This window comes from Pseudoalteromonas sp. S1727 (assembly GCF_005886375.1).
Taxonomy (GTDB): domain Bacteria; phylum Pseudomonadota; class Gammaproteobacteria; order Enterobacterales; family Alteromonadaceae; genus Pseudoalteromonas; species Pseudoalteromonas haloplanktis.
The window spans coordinates 1-266 of record NZ_PNDT01000385.1 but is presented as its reverse complement, the minus strand read 5'-3'; the positions used below and the strand labels follow the sequence as shown (position 1 = coordinate 266).

The 266-nt window shown below is 46.2% G+C and carries 1 pseudogene; it reads right to left on the bottom strand.

From position 1 onward, the window contains the following. Nucleotides 1-22: 22 nt before the first annotated feature. A pseudogene (locus CWB85_RS22395) lies at nt 23-247 on the bottom strand (pyridoxine 5'-phosphate synthase); the annotation flags it as partial. Nucleotides 248-266 lie beyond the last annotated feature (19 nt).

Here is a 266-nt window from a genome sequence, read left to right as displayed (position 1 = left end):
CGTTTTTGCTTTTAATCAGATCTCAAGCTCTTGGTCCTAGCATAAGCCGGTTCATATCACGAACGGCTTTATCTAAACCATCAATCGCAGCGCGCGCTATGAGCGCATGGCCAATATTAAGTTCGTAATTCTCTTCCATCGCTTCTATTGGTTTTACATTGTGGTAATGCAAACACTGCACTGCGAGTACTGTCAAGCCTAAACGCGCTGCGTATTTTCCGCCTTGACGCATGGGATCAAGTTCTTCTGGCTCCTCTGCTTATGGC